Origin of the sequence: Roseibium sp. SCP14, assembly GCF_040329475.1 — a bacterium.
Taxonomy (GTDB): Bacteria; Pseudomonadota; Alphaproteobacteria; order Rhizobiales; family Stappiaceae; genus Roseibium.
This window is the reverse complement of sequence record NZ_JBDZYH010000006.1, coordinates 112,503-131,115: the sequence shown is the minus strand read 5'-3', so window position 1 is coordinate 131,115 and position 18,613 is coordinate 112,503. Positions and strand designations below refer to the sequence as shown.

The 18,613-nt window shown below is 57.3% G+C and carries 20 protein-coding genes; 12 read left to right on the top strand and 8 right to left on the bottom strand.

The genetic code is table 11. The features are described from left to right. Positions 1-29: 29 nt before the first annotated feature. Together ABLQ08_RS23480 and soxR are read right to left on the bottom strand one after the other, a co-directional pair. On the bottom strand, positions 30-1,394 hold the full coding sequence (locus tag ABLQ08_RS23480; RefSeq protein ID WP_352947212.1) for an NADase-type glycan-binding domain-containing protein: 1,365 nt from the start codon (positions 1,392-1,394) through the stop codon (positions 30-32). Positions 1,395-1,573: 179 nt separating this feature from the next. After that, on the bottom strand, positions 1,574-2,038 hold the full coding sequence (gene soxR / locus ABLQ08_RS23475) for a redox-sensitive transcriptional activator SoxR (protein WP_352947209.1): 465 nt from the start codon (positions 2,036-2,038) through the stop codon (positions 1,574-1,576). A 103-nt stretch (positions 2,039-2,141) separates the two neighbouring features. Between soxR and ABLQ08_RS23470 the strand changes: the two genes are divergently transcribed. Together ABLQ08_RS23470 and ABLQ08_RS23465 are read left to right on the top strand one after the other, a co-directional pair. After that, complete coding sequence (locus ABLQ08_RS23470) at positions 2,142-3,572, top strand: MFS transporter (RefSeq protein ID WP_352947206.1); 1,431 nt, start codon at positions 2,142-2,144, stop codon at positions 3,570-3,572. Beyond that, positions 3,569-4,207, top strand: coding sequence for an MBL fold metallo-hydrolase (locus ABLQ08_RS23465; protein ID WP_352947204.1), 639 nt, complete (start codon positions 3,569-3,571; stop codon positions 4,205-4,207). The genes ABLQ08_RS23470 and ABLQ08_RS23465 overlap by 4 nt, the downstream gene beginning before the upstream one ends. Positions 4,208-4,239: 32 nt before the next feature. Here the strand turns inward: ABLQ08_RS23465 and ABLQ08_RS23460 are convergent, their stop codons facing one another. After that, positions 4,240-4,785, bottom strand: a complete 546-nt coding sequence (locus ABLQ08_RS23460; protein ID WP_352947202.1) for an RNA methyltransferase — start codon at positions 4,783-4,785, stop codon at positions 4,240-4,242. Between the two features lie 197 nt (positions 4,786-4,982). Here ABLQ08_RS23460 and ABLQ08_RS23455 point away from each other — a divergent pair, with 197 nt between their 5' ends. Both ABLQ08_RS23455 and ABLQ08_RS23450 read left to right on the top strand, forming a co-directional pair. Continuing rightward, entirely contained in the window at positions 4,983-5,957 is a 975-nt protein-coding gene (locus ABLQ08_RS23455) for an NADPH:quinone oxidoreductase family protein (RefSeq protein ID WP_352947656.1), read from the top strand. 45 nt (positions 5,958-6,002) lie between these two features. Then, positions 6,003-6,944 (top strand): aminotransferase class IV, encoded by a 942-nt coding sequence (locus ABLQ08_RS23450; protein WP_352947199.1) that lies wholly within the window; start codon positions 6,003-6,005, stop codon positions 6,942-6,944. Positions 6,945-6,959: 15 nt separating this feature from the next. On the opposite strand, the gene xth is transcribed toward ABLQ08_RS23450, so the two are convergent. After that, a complete protein-coding gene (gene xth, locus ABLQ08_RS23445; protein WP_352947196.1) occupies positions 6,960-7,769 on the bottom strand; it encodes an exodeoxyribonuclease III in 810 nt (269 codons plus the stop codon). Between the two features lie 300 nt (positions 7,770-8,069). On the opposite strand from xth, the gene ABLQ08_RS23440 reads away from it, so the two are divergent. Next, a complete protein-coding gene (locus ABLQ08_RS23440) occupies positions 8,070-8,801 on the top strand; it encodes a glycoside hydrolase family 25 protein (protein WP_352947193.1) in 732 nt (243 codons plus the stop codon). Between the two features lie 30 nt (positions 8,802-8,831). Here the strand turns inward: ABLQ08_RS23440 and ABLQ08_RS23435 are convergent, their stop codons facing one another. Beyond that, positions 8,832-9,323 carry a hypothetical protein gene (locus ABLQ08_RS23435; protein ID WP_352947190.1) on the bottom strand — a complete coding sequence of 164 codons (492 nt, stop codon included), beginning with the start codon at positions 9,321-9,323 and terminating at the stop codon, positions 8,832-8,834. Positions 9,324-9,530: 207 nt separating this feature from the next. Between ABLQ08_RS23435 and ABLQ08_RS23430 the strand changes: the two genes are divergently transcribed. Then, positions 9,531-9,935, top strand: a complete 405-nt coding sequence (locus ABLQ08_RS23430; protein WP_352947187.1) for an SH3 domain-containing protein — start codon at positions 9,531-9,533, stop codon at positions 9,933-9,935. Between the two features lie 7 nt (positions 9,936-9,942). On the opposite strand, the gene ABLQ08_RS23425 is transcribed toward ABLQ08_RS23430, so the two are convergent. Together ABLQ08_RS23425 and ccrA are read right to left on the bottom strand one after the other, a co-directional pair. After that, entirely contained in the window at positions 9,943-10,479 is a 537-nt protein-coding gene (locus tag ABLQ08_RS23425; RefSeq protein WP_352947184.1) for a CAP domain-containing protein, read from the bottom strand. 207 nt (positions 10,480-10,686) lie between these two features. Further along, positions 10,687-11,982 carry a crotonyl-CoA carboxylase/reductase gene (ccrA, locus tag ABLQ08_RS23420; protein ID WP_352947181.1) on the bottom strand — a complete coding sequence of 432 codons (1,296 nt, stop codon included), beginning with the start codon at positions 11,980-11,982 and terminating at the stop codon, positions 10,687-10,689. A 283-nt stretch (positions 11,983-12,265) separates the two neighbouring features. Between ccrA and ABLQ08_RS23415 the strand changes: the two genes are divergently transcribed. The 4 genes from ABLQ08_RS23415 to ABLQ08_RS23400 all read left to right on the top strand — a co-directional run bounded on the left by ABLQ08_RS23415 (position 12,266) and on the right by ABLQ08_RS23400 (position 16,225). Next, positions 12,266-14,263, top strand: coding sequence for a protein meaA (locus ABLQ08_RS23415; protein ID WP_352947178.1), 1,998 nt, complete (start codon positions 12,266-12,268; stop codon positions 14,261-14,263). 146 nt (positions 14,264-14,409) lie between these two features. Then, entirely contained in the window at positions 14,410-14,790 is a 381-nt protein-coding gene (locus ABLQ08_RS23410) for a hypothetical protein (RefSeq protein ID WP_352947175.1), read from the top strand. 122 nt (positions 14,791-14,912) lie between these two features. Next, complete coding sequence (locus ABLQ08_RS23405) at positions 14,913-15,566, top strand: carbonic anhydrase (RefSeq protein WP_352947172.1); 654 nt, start codon at positions 14,913-14,915, stop codon at positions 15,564-15,566. Between the two features lie 140 nt (positions 15,567-15,706). Further along, the gene (locus ABLQ08_RS23400; RefSeq protein WP_352947169.1) at positions 15,707-16,225 is read left to right on the top strand and encodes a DinB family protein; all 519 of its coding nucleotides are present in this window, start codon (positions 15,707-15,709) and stop codon (positions 16,223-16,225) included. 75 nt (positions 16,226-16,300) lie between these two features. On the opposite strand, the gene ABLQ08_RS23395 is transcribed toward ABLQ08_RS23400, so the two are convergent. After that, positions 16,301-17,257, bottom strand: coding sequence for a LysR family transcriptional regulator (locus ABLQ08_RS23395; protein ID WP_352947166.1), 957 nt, complete (start codon positions 17,255-17,257; stop codon positions 16,301-16,303). A 47-nt stretch (positions 17,258-17,304) separates the two neighbouring features. On the opposite strand from ABLQ08_RS23395, the gene ABLQ08_RS23390 reads away from it, so the two are divergent. Beyond that, entirely contained in the window at positions 17,305-17,742 is a 438-nt protein-coding gene (locus tag ABLQ08_RS23390) for a VOC family protein (RefSeq protein WP_352947163.1), read from the top strand. Positions 17,743-17,786: 44 nt separating this feature from the next. Further along, positions 17,787-18,587 (top strand): hydrolase, encoded by an 801-nt coding sequence (locus tag ABLQ08_RS23385; protein ID WP_352947160.1) that lies wholly within the window; start codon positions 17,787-17,789, stop codon positions 18,585-18,587. Positions 18,588-18,613: the final 26 nt, after the last annotated feature.

The following is an 18,613-nucleotide window of genomic DNA, read 5'->3' as shown; positions in this document are numbered from 1 at the left end:
TCAGCAAGGTCCATCAGCGCGAAATCAGTCTAGTCGGCAAAAACAGGCGTGAACTCCGAAAGCGCTGTGTCGGTGTACTTGGCACCAGGATAGACGGAGCCGATTTCAATCTCGATCCAGCTTGCTTCTACCGGTGCGCCAAAGGCAAACCGGTTTGAGCGCATGGAGTCCGGCAGCGAAATCGTTTGGGTGCTGCCGTCCGACAAAGTGATGCGTGCGGTCTGGAGGCGGGCATTCTTGGAGTAGATATCCCGATTTTTGGCGTAGCCGTTGACAATATCGAAACCCGACAAAAGCCGGGGGCGGTCAAAGGCAATCAGAATGCTCTCCCCTGCACCATTGCCGCCGACGCCTTCGACCCACGCGGTTGACGCGTTGCCATCCAGTAGGTTCAAGGCGCCGTAGCGGTTGCCATATTGAGGGTCGAGAACAGAACTGGCACAGACTTGCCAGTTGCCGTGCCAGGACGTGGTGATATTGCAAAGACTGCCGGCATAACGAGGGGCGGGCTGATGGCGGGATTGCTGGAGGCTCAGTGTTGGGCCGGTGCTCACAGTCTCGTTGCTCTGGGGGGGCGGGGCCACTGAAGATGAGTTTGCTGATGAATGCGATGAATTGGCGTCGGTATCGTTGGAGCGGCCGCCGAAATAAAATTCACCGATCAAGGCTTCGTTGAGCCACGGCAGTTGAGCTTCACCTGTCGCACGATAGACGCTCTCGCGAACCCGCCCCATCAAATGGCGGACCTCCAGATCGGGCGTATCGATCCAGGTGGCAAGCGCTTCGGTAAACGGGCTGTTGCTGCCGGTTCCGTCCAGGGCAATGTCTCCCGGCGAGGTGGCAAAGGCGATCATCATTCCGGCAGCGCTTGCCTCCAGCCGGGCAAGACCGTTTGATGTGCCTCGGGAGAGAGAGCGTGGCAGGGGGTTGTTGCGGCAGGCGTCCAGGAAGACCAGCTTCAATCTTGCTCCCGACGCTTCCATGATCTCAAGAAGGTCGTCCGCCTTGACGGCCTGTCCCGGAAGGTCGGTGCTGGCCTGAATTTGTGCATCCACCGGCAGCAACCAGTTTCTGCCGTTCACCTGAACGCCGTGGCCTGCATAAAAGACGAGCGCAACTTCAGCACCCTGCGCCTTGCGTCCGAATTGTGTGAGGGCGTCGTAAAATCCTCGCCGGTCACCGTCGATCACCCTGATGACATCAAATCCCAGCCCCGACAGTTTGCCGGCCATAAGGTTGGCATCGTTCACCGGATTTGCGAGCGAGGACATGGCTTGATAGGCGCCGTTGCCGATGACCAGTGCGACTCTCGCTGCGGCCTTCGCAGAGCCTGGCAGCAGACAGATCAGACATAGAACCCACAGGCCCGCAACTGTTCTTCGTAGTCCGGTCATGTGCAACCTCCCGGCTTGCCTTTGCCAACTCTCATCTGTAGCCGGCCGCAAGAGGAAACTTCATAAGAGGGTAGACAAAACGCCTGATAGTGCAAGTGGGTGTATTCCGGTTTCGCGAGGCGTGTGGTACGCAATTTCCGGTTTGTTCCCCAACGAGACATATGGCATCGGAACCTGCTTCAGAAATCGAGCGATGCCGGTGCGTCTTCTTCAAGAAAACGGGGGCCCGGCCCGTTCTCACCGATCGCATCGTCAGGATTGAGCAGTTTGCACGTGTTCAGCGACAGGCAACCGCAGCCGATGCACCCATCCATCAATTTGCGCAATCGTTGCAGCCGCGCGATCCGATCATCCAGGTCTGCCGCCCAATTGCTCGAAAGCTGCTCCCAATCGGCGACCGTGACCTTTTCCTCCGGCGGAAGAAACGACATGGCGTCGGCGATCTCGCGCAAGGGCACTCCAGCGCGCTGTGCGACCTGAATGATGGCGATTTTTCTCAGGACCGTAGCTGAGTATCTGCGGTGATTGGCGCTGTTTCGGGATGAGGAAATGAGGCCTTTGCGCTCGTAAAAGTGAATGGCAGAGACCGCGATGCCACTGCGCTGCGCGACTTCACCGACTGTCAATCCGCCTTTTCTGTCCATGATTTTCTCCTGAAATTTCCTCTTGACCTCAACTAAGGTTCAGGACCTACCTAGGCAAGGACAAGATCGATTTCAGAACCAGTCCTTAAGGAGAGAACCGGCCATGTCCGCAAGCGTTGAACAGTCTGACGAAGCGCGTTGGAGCGATGTTTTATGGGGCACCCATGCGCCTGTGTCGGCTGTGTTGGCGGGAGGTATCATTCTGCACGCAGTGAACATCAACATTTCGGCTACCATGCTGCCGTCCATCGTCTCGGAAATCGGCGGTCAGGCGCTGTACGCATGGAACGCGACACTGTTCACGCTCGCGGCGATTTTGAGTGCTGCCGTCACGGGCAAGGTCTTCCAGAGACTGGGCGCCAAGTCCGCCTTTGCCCTTTCCGGTGTGATCTTCGCGCTCGGTAGCGCGATCACGGCGGGGGCTCCCAACATGCCCATCATGCTCGTCGGGCGATCGATACAGGGTATCGGCGGCGGTATGATGTTCACGCTCTGCTATTCGATGATCGTCTTCGCCTATCCGGAGCGTCTCTGGTCGCGAGCCGTTGCCCTTCTGTCGGGGACCTGGGGCATTGCAATGCTGTTCGGTCCCGCGGTTGGAGGCATGTTTGCGGAATATGATGCGTGGCGCGGAGGATTTGCATCGCTTCTACCGGTCACGGGTCTCTATATACTCCTGGCCTGGAGGATGTTGCCGAGCATCAGGAGCGAATTGTCGCCGGCAGCCCCGATTGCTTTCGGACAGCTTGCCTTGCTGGCAGGCTCGGTGTTGGCAATATCGACGGCATCTCTTTCCACATCATTGGTCGGTGCGGTCTTCGGTGTCGTATTGTCCGTCGCGATGGTGCTCTTGCTGATGCGCCGCGAGAAAACGGCGGTGGTGCGCTTGTTCCCGAGAGGAGCAATGCTGCCCGGATCGCCTCTCTTTCTGGCATTCGCTGTGATGTCGCTGCTGATCTTCTGCGTGAATGCCGAGTTTTTCATGCCCTTCTTCCTGCAACGCCTGCACGGACTGTCACCGCTTGTGGCCGGCTACATTGCCGCGCTGGTTTCCATCGGCTGGGCCTCTTCGGAAGTTTATTCAGCGAAATTCACCGGCAATACCATGCATCGCACAGTGCTTGCCGGGCCGGTCGTGATGCTGGCAGGCACGCTTGCGCTGGCTCTGGCAACCCCGATGCATGCGGCAGCCGGCGCAGGACTGACCACTGTCCTGGCACTCGCCCTGGTTCTTGTCGGGGTTGGGATCGGGGTCAGCTGGCCGCATCTGAACACGTTTGCGCTTCAGTTCACCGACGATGCGGAAAAGGAAAATGCAGCCTCTGCCCTATCCACGATCCAGATGTTCGCCGTTTCCTTCGGAACCGCAGTTGCGGGCCTTGTGGCCAACCTGTCGGGCTTTAACAACAAGAACGACCTCGGTGCGACGGCGAACTCATCCATCTGGCTGTTTGTGACCTTTGCGGGTGTCGCGGTCCTGTCTGCGGTCGCCAGCCGGTCGTTGATCGCCACACAGAAGGTGCGTGTCCAATGAGACAGCTGTATCCGGACCTTTGGCAGACATCCGTCGAGATGCGTTTTGGAACCTTGCGCACGCATGCCTATTTTCTGGAGCATTCGGACGGGAACGCCCTGATCTATCACAGTGAGCAGGAGGGCGATCTTGCTGAGATCGGCAGGATGGGCGGTGTTGCGCACCAGTATCTGAGCCACAATCACGAGATCGTTCCGAATCTTCACGCGACCAGTACCCGATTGGGTGCCCGGCTGTGCGGGCACGAAAGAATGCAGCCTTATTTCGGAGCCAGGAAAGGTCTGGATATTGCTTTTCAGACCGAAGACACAGTACGGCATGCCGGTGGACTGGAGGTCGTTTTTACACCTGGTCATACCGACAACAATGTCTGCTACAGTTACGCTTCGCCTCATGGCAAAACCTATCTGTTTACCGGAGACACGATTTACCTGGACCAGGGCGAGTGGCGCACACTCGTGATGACGAGTGACGGCGGCGACCGTTCAACCTTGCGCGACACCTTGCAGCGGCTTGGCGAAATGCCGGTCGACGTGCTGATCACGAGTGTTGCCGTTGGTGACATGTGTATCGTTGAAGTCACGCATTCCGAATGGAGGGCAATCACTCGCAAGCTGGCGGACGAGCTGACTTAACCCGGTCACGGCCGCAACGAGAACTTTGCCGGTCAGGTGCCGGGTACTTTTCTGCCCTTGCGCATGACCGGGCCGCCGCTGATGTGTTTCGTGCGCTCGATCTTTGGAGCGCCTGCGGTCAGGGATCTTTCCGCGTAACGGCCAAGTGCCCGGTGACGGTCATACATGACGATCGCGCCTGCCATGGCGACATTGATGCAGAACTTTGTCGGGATTTTCACGACATGGTCGCATCGTTCCAGCATTTGCGGCGATAAGGATCCACGTTCCGGACCGAGGACATACGCTGCCTGCAAAGGGTGGCCGAAGCTCGGCAGGTCGATGGAGTCGTCTGTCAGTTCGATTCCGACCAGCTGACACCCTTTGGGCAGGTCCATCGTTTCGACGCTGTCCCAGTTGAAGACAGGTAGGTGGCCGGGGCTCTTTGAAGTGTCGGAAGGCGGCGCCTTGCGCAGCTTCTGGTCCGCATCCACGGTGAAGAAGAAGTTGGCGCCAAAGGCGTGAGCGGACCGCATGAGCGTGCCCAGATTCATTCGTTTGGAAAGGCCTTCTGCCCCGACAGCAAAGTATCCGCGCATGAAATGTCCGTTTCTTCTTGATTCTGGAGGATTGGCGGTGATGGTTCTCATAGCCGAAAGAGAGCTGGCTTTGAACCAGGCTTATCCGGAAAGCCAATTTCTGAAGCAGGATTGACTTGATAACGTGCTGGTCCGCTGCCATCAAACGATTGGTGTTTCACGCAAGCCTGCAGAGTTTCTATCCGAACGAGGTCGCCTTGAGAGCCTGTCTTTGCAATTCCTACGGTCCACCTTCCACTCTTGTGGTTGAACAGGTAGCTGAACCGGTTGCCGGTCCGAAAGACGTAATTGTCCGGGTGAAAGCCTGTGCCTTGAACTTCTTCGACACGCTGATCATTCAGGGCAAATATCAGTTCAAGCCGGATATGCCGTTCTCCCCGAGTGCGGAGTTTGCAGGCGTTGTTGAAACGGTCGGTGAAGATGTGTCGGAGTATTCCGTCGGCGATCGGGTGATGGGTTACATGCGTTGGGGGGCGGCGCGCGAGCTGGTTGCCGTCAGCGAACAGGATCTCATTGCAATTCCGGATGGGGTTTCCTTTGAAATTGCGGCCGGGCTGACCGTAACCTATGGCACGACGCTGCACGCCTATCGTGACAGGGCCGATCTGCAACCGGGCGAGACAGTTGCGGTGCTGGGCGCATCCGGTGGTGTCGGCCAGGCGGCGGTTGAAATCGCCGCGATCATGGGCGCCCGGGTGATCGCCTGCGCATCATCGGAAGAAAAACTCAACTTCGCCAGATCCCTCGGCGCCGAGTTGACCATTGATTATTCAAAGCAACCACTGAAGGAAACCCTGAAGGAACTCACCGGCGGCAAGGGGGTGGATGTCGTCTATGATCCGGTCGGAGGCGAGCTGTCGGAACAGGCGCTCAGGGCCACCGGATGGGAAGGCAGGTTCCTGGTGATCGGTTTCGCCGCAGGGGACATTCCCAAAATTCCTCTGAATATCGTGATGCTGAAAGGCTGTGACCTACAGGGCGTTTTTTGGGGTGAGGCGCTCGTCCGCGATCCGGCAGGGCACAAGCGGAACATGGCGGAACTCCTCAAGTGGGTTCAGGAAGGCAAACTCAAGCCACACGTTCATGCGGTTTATCCGCTTGAAGAAATTGCAGTCGCTCTGGACGAAATTGCCGCTCGGCGCGTGCGCGGCAAGGTGATGCTGACCCCTTAGCCAGGCAACAAAGTTCTATCTCAAAGCTGAAGGACATGCCGCTTCATGACAGCGCAATCAGACAGCCCCGGCTCCGCTGCTTTCCCGGATTTGTCGGCGGGTGGAGCGTGGATGAATAGCGAGATCATGCCGATCTCTCAGGCCAGTATCCCGGTAACCGACTGGGGGCTCATTCATTCAGACATCACATATGATGTCGTTCCGGTCTGGGACGGGGCATTCTTTCGCCTCGGTCACTACCTGAAGAGGTTCTTCCGTTCGATGGAGATCTTGAACCTCGATCCCGGGTTGAGTGCCGAGGAGATCACGGCAACGCTGCAAAAGCTGGTTTCAGCGACGGGATTGCGGAAGGCCTATGTTGCCATGGTCACGTCCAGAGGCGTCAACATGGTGCCGGGGTCCCGTGATCCACGCGATTGCCGTAACCACTTTTTTGCCTGGTGCGTACCTTATATCCACGTGATCCGTCCCGACATTGCGGAAGGCGGGGCTCAAGTTCACATCGCCAAGTCCGTGAGACGGATTTCTCCGCAAAGTGTCGACCCCCGGGTCAAGAACTACCATTGGGGAGACTTTACGAAAGGGCTCTTCGAAGCGAAAGGCGCAGGAGCGGAGACAACCGTTCTTCTGGATGAAGAAGGCAATGTTACAGAAGGACCTGGTTTCAACGTCTTTGCCGTCATGGACAGACGACTTGTAACAGCGAAGGACGGTGTTCTTGAAGGCATCAGCCGTCAGACCGTTCTCGAAATTGCCGGCGAAATGGGCATGACCGCCGAGATCAGGACACTGCCGCTCGCAGAGCTGCTGCAGAGCGACGAAGTGTTCATCACCACCTCCGGTGGCGGGGTTGCCCCGATCACCAAAGTCGATGATCACATCTTTTCCAATGGGGCTCCGGGCGAAGTCACCCTGGCAATCCGGAAAGCGTATTTCGACTGGGCAGTGCGGCCGGAAAACCGAACCGAAGTCAATTACGAGTTGTGATCGACGTCAGGGACGTCAGGCTTCGAAGGTCGCAATGACCGGTGCGTGGTCTGACGGCTTTTCCCAACCGCGCGCATCACGAAGCACGCTGGTGCCCTTTACGTGCGGGGCGAGCGGTTCGGATACCCAGACATGATCCAGTCGGCGGCCCTTGTCGGCCTTTGACCAGTCTTTGGCCCTGTAACTCCACCAGGTATAGAGCTTCTCTTCCATTGGTGTGAACTGGCGCATGGCGTCCAGCCAGCCGCCGGTTTCACGCACTTTTTCGAAAAGTTCGGTTTCGACAGGCGTGTGCGATACGACCTTCAGAAGCTGTTTGTGGGACCAGACATCCTGCTCATAGGGAGCGACGTTGAGGTCACCGACGAGAACAGCCGGGCGGGCCGTTTCGTCACCTTGCAGCCAATCCTGCATTTCCGCCATGAAATCAAGCTTGTGGCCGAATTTCGGGTTGACCTCGCGGTTCGGTTCGTCACCGCCAGCAGGCACGTAGAAATTATGCACACGCAGGCTCGAGCCGTTGAACGGAACGTCGACCGCAACATGCCGGCTGTCGCCGACATTGCAGAAATCCCGCTTTTCGACGTTGCTTAGCGGAAATTTGGATATCGTGGCAACGCCGTGATAGCCCTTCTGACCGTTGATGGCCATGTGCTCATAGCCTGCCTTGCGGAACGCATTTTCAGGAAAGTTCGCATCCGGGCACTTGGTTTCCTGCAGGCAGATCACATCCGGTGCTGTTTCCTCGATCAGCTGTTCGACAATCGGCATGCGTAGGCGCACGGAATTGATGTTCCAGGTAACGAGTTTGAGCCGTTTGGTCATGAGGTCCTAGCCAAGGCAGATTGCAGTTCGAAGAGTCATAAGGATTCGAGCAGACAGTGCAATGGATTTTCACCAGGTACGAAAAGCCTCCTGACATCCGTGGTGGGAGGCGTTGTGGTCTGATGTGGAAATGACCCTGAGTCACTATTCCGTCTTCGTGCTGCCGTAATGCCGCCCTAGTCAGGCGAGAATGAATACGCGTTTTTGCGCAGATTTCGCGAATTTGTCTACGAACCGTTAGGAAATCCCGCGCATTTTGGGCGGTAACGGAAAGTCTTTCTTAACCCTGCCGAGGACGCTGTGCTGGCCCCTATCAAGTCTATTTGCGCGATCATTGGAATAGTTTTCCTAAGCTCCTGTTCAGCTTACGATTTTCCCGATCCTACTCCGGAGGACTATGCGATCCACGGCATTGATATCTCTCGCTGGCAGGGAGATATCGACTGGCATGAAGTAAAACGGTCAGGTGTCGCGTTTGCCTGGATCAAGGCAACCGAAGGCGGTGACCATGTCGACCCGCGCTTTGTCGACAACTGGATCGCTGCGCGCAAAGCGGGCGTTCCCAGGGGTGCCTATCATTTCTACTATTTCTGCCGCCCGGTGGAAGAACAGATCTCCTGGGTCAAGGAAATCATTCCCCAGGACCCGCAGGCATTGCCGATCGTTCTGGATATGGAGTGGAACGCTCATTCAAAAACATGCCGCGAGCGGCCGGGACGCGCGCAGATTCTGCGGGACATGAAGATTTTCCTTGATGAAATGGAACAGCACTACGGCAAGCGCCCGGTTATCTATTCTTCCGTTGATTTCCATCGCGACAGACTGGTCGGAGCTCTCCAGGGTGAGCATTTCTGGCTCCGTTCAGTGGCAACGCATCCGAAAAACATCTACGAGCAGCGGGACGACTGGGTGTTCTGGCAATACACCGCCGAGGGGCGCATTCCGGGGATCAAGGGCGACGTCGATCGGAATGCCTTTTTCGGTACCAGGTCCCAATATCTCGATTGGCTGAACGGCGAACTGGAACGTTAGAGCCGCCGAGCCCCCAAAATAGGTGGCCGCTCACCGGATCTTGATCTGATGAGCAATGTCCTTGCCATTGCTGACGGTCACCTGTGTGAAGCCGATCAGTTTGCAGAAGTCGAGAAAATTCAGCTCCTGCGGCCGGTTCGTGCGGGCGAAAAGCTCGGTTGAGCGGGCCATGGAAGTCAGCGCGGCCAGAAGGGCCCGCATGCGGTAGAGCGTGTCGTATTGCCCGTCGCCGGTTGCGACGATGATCAGCTTTTCAAGATCTCCGCCCTTGGCGAACATGTGATAGCCAGGCGTGTAGTTCTGCTTGGCCTGTTGCGCAGCCAGCCCGATGACAAATGCGGCCCGGGAGCGTTTGTCGGCTTCGGGCGATACCGGAACCTCGGAAATGTAGGCCTCCGTCGTCTGCGGTTGCGGATAGTAATATCCGGCGTGCCTGTCGAGTGCGTTGGCCGGAAGAAGCAATCCCGGAAGCACCACAAGTACTGCCGCAAGATACGTCGCGGTTCTTTGGAATTTCGTCATTTGAACAATCCCCCCAGTTCCCTGTTCCTATGAAGCCGATGGAACGGAGAGGAAGCAAGGGGTAATTGTGTTCAGTCACCCGGATGTCATCGCGCCTGGATTGCCGTGCTATATTTTTGCCATCTTGTGTTCCCACATCTGCGCTGTGTCAGGGCTTAGATCGATTCTCCCAGCTGGAATATGATCTGAAATTTCGGAGTGTTGATAATGTTGATCCGCTTGCCATTGGCGTTGTTCGCAGTGGCCATGATGTCCCTGCCGGCGCTGGCGCAATCCCGCCCGGCAATTGCCTATACGACTGCCAATCTCAACATGCGGACCGGGCCCGGCACCAATTATCCGGTCATCACCACCGTTCCGCGCGGAGGCGGCGTGACCGTGTTCGGCTGTACGGCTGACTACAGATGGTGCGACGCGGCCTTTGCCAATGTGAAGGGCTGGGTGTCGGGCAAGTATCTGAGCTATGGTGTTCAGGGCGGTTATTATGGCCAGCCGATCCCGAGTGCGGGCGTTTATGTAGGTGTACCGCGCTACTACAGAAACTATCGCATCTACCCGAGGCCACCGGTTGCCGTTCAGCCGCTGCCCCGCTATCCCCGGCGCTATTATTGATCCTGGCCTATTGCCCTGGTCTTGGCGCTGCCAGGACCAGCGACCAGAACACTTTGTGCTTGGCCTTTGAAGAATAGGCCGTCGCAATGCCAAGCCGGGTGGCGTCCTTTGTCAACAGCACATCATTGTGGTTGGGGGATTCACGCCAACCGGAGAAGGCTTCGGCGAATGTACGGTAGCCGGCGCTGACGTTTTCAGCCGCAGCCGTTTTGGGTTCGCCGATCGAGGCCATTCTTGCCGCCAGCTGCTGATCCGGGCGGAGCGAAGCCTGGACAGTTCCTGCCGCAGCCATTGCCTCGGCCTGGGACTTTGCAATCCCGGTCAGTTGGGCATCGGGCGTGACCGGCGACAATCCGTTGTTGATCCGATACTGGGAAATCATCTGCGCCGCGGTCGTCGCGTCGACCTGGCCGTCCGTGCGGGCGAGATCCTTGTAGAAAGGCGGGGTCTGAAAGCGTTCGCTCTGGCAGGCGGCGGTGGTGAGTACCAAAGCGGCGGCGAGAGCCAGTTTTGTCGAACGGTTGCCGGAAATTGGAAAAATCAAGAGAGGTGCCTTCCGGATTGGTATCGAAACGATTCGTCTTTGTCTGACAGGTGATGAGGCGACAACCAAGCAGAATTGCGGCAAGGCGAGACAGAACCTGTGGTCAACCGGCGCAAAGTAAAAAACCAGCCCGTGAGGCACGGGCTGGTCAGGCTGCATCAGGCTAGTACGGGCGAGGCCCTAGCCTTCTGGGGGAGACTTGAATTCCTAGCGTTTGCCGGCTTCCAGCACGTCTTCGAGAGTGCGGAGACCGGTTGTCGGCGCGCTCACGAGAACGGACATATTGCCCGGTGCATGCTGGTTCTTCCACATCTTGGTATGTGCCTGCGGGATCTGATCCCACGGGAAAACTTCCGACATGTAAGGGTCGATGCGCCGCTCGATCATCAGCTTGTTGGCAGCCGAAGCCTGTTTCAAGTGAGCAAAGTGTGATCCCTGAAGGCGCTTCTGGTGCATCCACATGTAGCGGACGTCGAAGGTGCAGTTGAACCCGGACGTACCGGCACAGATGACGACCATACCGCCCTTCTTGCAGACGAAGGTGGAGACCGGGAAAGTTGCCTCGCCGGGATGCTCGAAGACGATGTCGACGTTGTTGCCCTTGCCGGTGATATCCCAAATGGCCTTGCCGAATTTGCGCACTTCCTTGAACCATTCGGCATATTCGGGCGAACCCACCTTGGGCAGCTGGCCCCAGCAATCGAAGTCCTTGCGGTTGAGCACACCCTTGGCACCCAGGTCCATCACAAACTGACGCTTGTCCTCGTCGGAGATCACCCCGATCGCGTTGGCCCCGGCGGCGGTGATCAACTGGATCGCGTAAGAACCGAGACCGCCGGAAGCTCCCCAGACCAGAACGTTCTGGCCAGGCTTCAACTCATGCGGATGATGACCGAACAGCATGCGGTAGGCCGTTGCCAGGGTCAGTGTGTAGCAGGCGCTTTCTTCCCAGGTCAGATGCTTCGGGCGCGGCATCAGCTGCTGTGCCTGGACGCGCGTGAACTGTGAGAAGGACCCGTCCGGTGTCTCATATCCCCAGATCCGCTGGGAGGTGGAGAACATCGGGTCGCCGCCGTTGCATTCCTCATCGTCGCCATTGTCCTGGTTGCAATGGATAACGACTTCGTCGCCGACTTTCCAACGTTTGACCTTGTCACCCACGGCCCAGACGATGCCTGAAGCATCCGAGCCGGCGATGTGGTATGGGCCCCCGTGTCCGTCGAACGGGCTGATCGGCTCGCCGAGGCCAGCCCAGATGCCGTTGTAGTTGACGCCTGCCGCCATCACGAGAACCAGCACTTCGTGGCTGTCGAGTTCCCATGTCGGAACGACTTCCAGCTTCATGGCATCTTCGGGTGCACCGTGACGCTCCCGGCGGATCGCCCAGGCATACATGTTTTTCGGAACATGACCGAGCGGCGGGATCTCTCCGATTTCATAAAGATCTTTCACCGGAGCATCTCCCCGCGTCTCGTTGTCGTTGGCTTCGGCTGTTGCTGTCATTCTCCCCTCCCGGGACTTCATGTCCCTGTAGAATTTCGCATTTGCACAAGGCGTTTTTGGGTCAAAACCCGATTTTGCGCAACTATTGTTCAAAAAATTGCGTCGATCTATACGACTATTGCTTAACTTGCGTTTTAATGCCAATTATTTTTTGCATCGCACAGAGGGGTTTCGCAGGCGCGTAAACTCCGGCACACTTTCGCCAGGCGGGAGACTTTGGCGGAAAGCGTGCTGCGAGAGAAAAATATGTCTGGCGGCAGAACGCCTTAGGAGGAGAAGCGGTATGAGCGTAGCGGATGCAAAGGGCGAAGGACGGGACCGTCCCTGGATCTTCCGGACCTATGCAGGTCATTCAACAGCAGCCGAATCAAACAAGCTCTACCGTGGCAATCTTGCCAAGGGTCAGACGGGATTGTCGGTCGCTTTCGATCTGCCGACGCAGACCGGTTATGATCCGGATGACCTTCTGGCGAAGGGAGAAGTCGGCAAGGTTGGCGTGCCTGTGGCGCATCTGGGTGACATGCACACGCTCTTCAACGAAATACCGTTGGAGCGCATGAACACTTCCATGACAATCAACGCGACTGCGCCCTGGCTGTTGTCGCTTTATGTCGCCGCTGCGGACGAACAGGGCGCAGATCGCAGCCTTCTTGCCGGAACGACCCAGAACGACATCATCAAGGAATACCTGTCGCGCGGCACATACGTCTTTCCACCTGCGCCGTCGCTGAAGCTGACCACGGATGTGATCGCCTGGACATATTCCAACATGCCCAAGTGGAACCCGATGAATGTCTGCTCCTACCACCTGCAGGAAGCGGGAGCGACGCCGGTTCAGGAATTGTCCTTTGCCCTGGCAACTGCGGTCGCCATTCTGGATTCCATGAAGGCAAGCGGAGCCATTCCGGAAGAGGATTTCCCGAAGGCGGTCGGGCGGATATCGTTCTTCGTCAATGCGGGCATGCGTTTCGTCACGGAAATGTGCAAGATGCGGGCGTTCACAGAGCTGTGGGACGAGATTTGCCGCGAACGCTACGACGTTGAAGAAGAGCGTTACCGGCGGTTCCGCTACGGAGTTCAGGTCAATTCTCTTGGACTTACCGAACAGCAACCGGAAAACAATGTCTACCGCATCCTGATCGAGATGCTGGCTGTCGTCCTTTCCAAGAATGCACGTGCCCGTGCCGTTCAGCTGCCTGCCTGGAACGAAGCGCTTGGCCTGCCTCGGCCGTTCGACCAGCAATGGTCGCTCAGGATGCAGCAGATCGTGGCCTACGAGACCGACCTTCTCGAATACGCGGATATCTTCGAGGGGTCTTCCGAAATCACGAAAAAGGTCGAAGCATTGAAGGAGCAGGCCCGGGAAGAGCTTGCGCGGATCGATGCCATGGGCGGCGCGGTGGCCGCGGTCGATTCCAGCTACATGAAGCGACAGCTTGTGGAGGCCAATTCGGCGCGGCTCGCAGCCATCGAGGTGGGCGACCAGGTGGTTGTCGGCGTCAACAAATGGATTGAAAGCGAACCATCCCCGCTGGCGTCCGGCGAAGACGGCGCAATTCTCACCGTTCCGGAGCATGTTGAGGAAGAGGCCGTCGAAAAGGTCAAGGCCTGGCGTGACGCGCGAGATGCCGCCGCCGTGGAAGCTGCCCTGACGGATCTGAAGTCTGCTGCCCAGGAAGGCCGTAACATCATGGAGCCGTCGATTGCCGCGGCCAAGGTCGGGGTTACAACCGGCGAATGGGGCCGCATCTTGCGCGAAGTGTTCGGCGAGTACCGGGCGCCGACGGGTGTCGGCCAGTCCGCGCGCGACGACGCGGGAGAGCTTGAACTGGTCCGTGAGGGCGTCGAGACAGTTTCAAAAAAGCTTGGCCGTCGGTTGAAGTTCCTGGTCGGCAAGCCGGGCCTGGACGGCCACTCGAACGGTGCCGAACAAATTGCGGTCCGGGCGCGCGACTGCGGAATGGAAGTGGTCTACGAGGGTATTCGCCTGACGCCCGCCCAGATCGTCAATGCCGCGATCGAGGAAGATGTCCATGTGATTGGACTGTCCATCCTGTCGGGATCACATCTTGCTCTCGTCAGGGATGTCATGGAACGGCTTCGGGCCAGCGGAGCGGATGATATTCCGGTTGTTGTCGGCGGCATCATCCCCGATGAAGACGCCGGACAACTGAAGGCGATGGGTGTTGCTGCGGTCTATACGCCAAAGGACTTCCAGCTGACCGATATCATGGCGGATGTGGTCAAGATCGTCGGAAGTTCTGCAGAGCAGGCAGCTTAGACGAGTTTGGAATGCATGCTGACGCGGTGCCATTGTCTCAAATGAAACAACGGGTTAACTTTACGTAAAGATTTGTTAACGATTCGTTGAGAGATTCAGTGGGTTCCGCCAGAAGGCGGCATTCTCTGATTGGCCAGGAGGCCGAAATGGCGACGACGATTGAAAGGCCGCATACGGCCCAGGTCGTGGCGCATGCGACAGAGTATCCAGCGGACAGGGACGGTAACGGTACCGGCTATGACCGCAGAAAAAAGCGTGACACCGCAGAGCGCCAGGACCCAGATACCAATCCTTCCGGTGACGAGCCGGCAGTTCTCATTGATACGGAACACAGCGTGGACCATGCTCTTGATGGCGTGACCGCCTATCGTACAGCTGCCATGCAGGCGCTTGAGCCGGGTATTGATCACGGTCCGGTGCATCCGCTTCCCGGTCCGGTTGACTGGTTTCCACCGCAAGAGATTCGACATGCCTATGAGGATCATGACGACGACCAGGACTTGCATGCGGTAAACGTGGCAACTTGATCCTTGCCATTTTTGCCAGGCCGGGTAAGCGGGTTAGCCAATTTCCTTTCAAGCAGGCAGGTGATATGAAGCCAGCAAATGACGGGCGTGCGGGCGCCCGCTGCTTATAAGGAGGCAAGTCGTTGAGTTTTCCTGCGCATCTTTTGGAAGGTTATGGCCGGTATCTGAACAAGGGCTTCGTCCGCTACAAAGAAACGCATGAGCGTCTGGCGGTCTATGGTCAAAAGCCGGATGTTCTGGTGATTTCCTGTTGCGACAGCCGCGTTACCCCGGAAGGGATTTTCAACGTGGGACCGGGCGAGCTTTTCGTGGTTCGGAATGTCGCCAACCTTGTGCCGCCCTATGAAGACACCGAAGGCCAGCATGGAACGAGCGCCGCGATCGAGTTTGCGGTCAACGGTTTGAAAGTAAAGCATATTGTCGTCATGGGGCATGGCCAGTGCGGTGGTGTGAAGGCATTCCGTGAAAACGCCAATGCACCGATGGCAACGGGCCAGTTTATCGGTCGCTGGATCAAGTTGCTGGAGCCGGCCGCAATTGCCATGGCTTGCATGCCGATTGACAAGGCAGATGATCCGCAGCTCGCAATGGAATATGCAGGCATCCGGCAATCGCTGAAAAACCTGCTGACCTTTCCCTTCATCGAAAAAGCCGTACAGGACGACCACCTGCATCTGCACGGTTCCTGGTTCGATATCGGTTCAGGTGAATTGCGTCTGATGGATCCGGAGACGCAGCGTTTCGAGAAAGCTGAACCGGATATTTTCGAAGCTTGATTTCTGCCGGTCCTCGACATTCTGATTCGGTTCAGCCGAACATGGATCAATAAGCCCCTCTCCCACGGGAGAGGGAAGGGCGTTGTCCCGCCTCAAGGAAACAAGCAGGCCGTTGAGAGAACCTGGAACGGAGATCGTGAATGCAAGTTGATATCGCGCTTTTCCGGCGCATGGCCGCCTACAATGCCTGGATGACCGAAAAGGCCTATCAGGCAGCGGACCAAATGAGTGATGAGGAGCGCAAGCAGGATCGGGGAGCGTTTTTCAAATCCGTACATTCCACGCTCAATCATATTCTGTTTGGGGACCGGGCGTGGATGAGCCGGTTTTCGGAAAAGACCTATGATACCAACGGTATGGGCGTGGATATCTTTGAAGATTTTTCGGAACTGAAAGCTGCCCATCTCGAGATGAGCCTAGACATCGTCACCTTTGCCGATGGGCTTTCTCCGGAGTGGCTTTCCGAGGCAATGGAATGGAAGAGCATCGCCGATGGAACGTCTCGCAAACGTCCTCGCTGGTTGCTGGTCGTGCACATGTTCAACCATCAGACCCATCATCGCGGTCAGCTCTCGACCCTGTTCACGCAGGCCGGAATTGACATCGGTGTCACCGACCTGCCGTTCATGCCGGACCTGATTGAAGAGTTTGCGGGCTGACTCCGACGCTCCACCGGAACGAGGATCAACTGCATTTGTCTTTGCCGGCTTCGGTATTCGAGGCACATGCCTGGTTCAGGATGTGCTTTCGAATCTGTGCGGTTTCGGCATTTCGCTTGAGATCACGTCTACGGCCTTGTCGACGAAGATCCTGACCTTGGGGTCGATGAATTCCCGGTCCACATAAACCAGACTGATTGGAATTTCCGTGCCGACTGTGTCCGTCAGAAGAGGAACGAGAGCACCGCTTTCAAGGTGAGGGGCGGCTACGGCTGACGGCAACAGGGCAATGCCGACGCCTTCAAGAACCGCGTGCATGACAAGTTCGATTTCATTGGCTGAAAGCCTGCCGCCGACCGGGATGCTGCCGCCGTCCAGAAGCGGCCATGACTTGCTTGGCGTCCATTCACCGGCAAAGCCGACAATGCAATTGTGCTCGTTAAGCTCCTCTGGTGCTGAAGGTGCTGCGTGTTGTTTCAAATATTGGGGGCTGGCAACGGCAACCAGCCTGTCTGTGTGTAGGCGGCGGGCGATCAGGTTCTGATCCTTGACCGGACCAATGCGGATGGCCACATCCACTCCTTCCGACAGAAGGTCGACATGCCGGGTCGTTGATTGAACCTCCAGGCGAACTTCCGGAAAGTCGCAGAGGAAACCGGTAAACAGCTTGGTGAAATATGGACCGGTGACGGATACGCGCAAAAGGCCCCGGGGCGTATCGTCCAACCGGCGAACCGCGTTCCAGGTTTCCGTCACATCCTCGACGATCCTCTGCGCCCGCAGGCGAAGTTCCTCGCCTGCCTCGGTCAGGGTCAAGCGGTTGGTCCGGCGATGAATGAGGCGGACGCCGAGGTCTGCCTCAAGCGTGGAGATCCGGCGGCTCAGGGTTGCCCTGGGAAGGTTGAGTGTTCTTGCGGCCGCAGAAATGCTTTCCGCTCTGACGACAGCCAGGAACTCACGCATGCGGTCAGAATTGAGATTGTGATCCAAATGGACAGGCGGTGCGATTTTTTTCTCACTAGTGACGCTCATGGTTCAAGTCTATCTCATATGCATCGCAATTGAGAAGGTCTGAAACCATGCTCGACATCGCAAATTTCGATCATATCGGTATTCGCATAAGCGACCGGGAGATCTCCGTCGCCTTTTATGAGGCACTTGGCTTCAAGCAGGTCGCAGACGGCGGGTATGACAATGGCCATCCCCTTGTCATGCTTCATCCGTCCGGGATCAACATCAATCTGCTTGGCCCGGCAACTGCCAACCGGGGACACAACGTGCTGATGGACGAGACTTCCAAGTCTCCGGGCATTACGCATCTGGCACTGAAGGTGAAGGACGCGGAGACGACCGAAGCCTTTGTGAAGGAGCAGGGCATTGCCATCACCGGACGCAGGGAATTCCGCGGCACCAAAACCATCTTCATTCGTGATCCGGACCGCAATGTCCTGGAGCTTGTCGGTCCCGGCCCTTCGGTCGCCGAACTGATTGCGAACCACGTACACGGCGAAGCCTGACCTCACCAGCGCCGTCGAGTGTTCTTTCAACAAGGGAAACCATCATGAAGAATTTTCTGAAGACCGCTGCAGCCTTGCTGCTCGGTGCCAGCGTTGCCGCGCCTGTGATTGCGGCGGAGACATCTCCGGAAGAGGTCCGGAAACTCCGGGTCGAACGTTTCGCCAATCAACCAACGATCACTACAGTTGACGGCGTTGCCAGTTATCCAGACGGCTACAGGGGGACGCCCGCCCGTGCCGCGGAGGAAGATCCGTTCCTGTCACCGGACAATGCCGCCTTGATCCTGATCGACTATCAGCCGCCGATCCTGCAGGGCGTGCGCAACATCGAGCACGAGGAGCTGATCAACAACGTAACCGGCCTGATCAAGACGGCGGTGATCTACGACATCCCGATCATCTTTTCGCACGTTGCCGTCGGATTCAACGACTATGCGCCGATGATTGAAGAGCTTAAGGCACTTGCCCCGAATGCGGTTTTCGTCGACCGGACCAGCGTCAATGCCTGGGAAGAGCCGGAATTCGTCGCAGCCGTCGAAGCAACAGGTCGAAAGAAGCTGATCATGGGAGGATTATGGACCGATGTCTGCCTTGCCTATCCCGCAATCGAGGCGGAGCGGGAAGGCTATGACGTTTATGTCCCGGAAGATGCCGTCGGCAGCATTACGCAAATGAGCCACGAAAACGGCATGGCCCGCATGATCGCCGCCGGTGTGGAGCCGATTACCTGGAATGTCGTTCCGGCAGAGTTGCAACGTGATCATGCTCGTCCGGAGAAACTCGCTGAAGTCACCCGTGTCTTCATGGAGCATCTGTTCAAGGTCGATCCGGACAGCAAGTGGTGACCCGACGTACCCCGACCCTGCCGGAG